Source organism: Bacillus sp. mrc49 (genome assembly GCF_002803435.1).
Map to the genome: position 1 here is coordinate 1 of NZ_PHNG01000335.1, position 356 is coordinate 356.

A 356-nucleotide genomic window follows, 5' to 3' on the forward strand; every position below is an offset into this window, starting at 1 on the left:
AGCGGCTTTAGTGTCTCTATATCCTGCTGGTTTTCCTCCAAATTGGCGGCGGATTGGTTAATGAGTGCATGCTCCAGCTGAAGGCCGAGTAACTTCGTCAATTCTTTGAGCTGAAGTGCAACAGATGCACCATTTGTAAGATCGACGGCTTGGTATTCCGCTTCCATAACAGCAGCCAGAACCAATTTCTCATTATTCCTTAAGGACAGGGCACCAGGCTGCTGTGAATCCGACTGCAAGATCATCTCGGCTGCCTTGCCCTTCGCTTCAGCTACCTGCTGCTTATCCCCATTCAAATAAGCCAAGAGGTCATCCACTGCCATATTGGCACCTACCGCTTTTCTTCCTGATGCCAC

General features: G+C 49.4%; 1 protein-coding gene. It reads right to left on the bottom strand.

Annotated features, from left to right (window positions below):
* On the bottom strand, positions 1-356 hold a 356-nt coding region (locus CVN76_RS02230), incomplete at both ends, for a hypothetical protein (protein ID WP_157805475.1).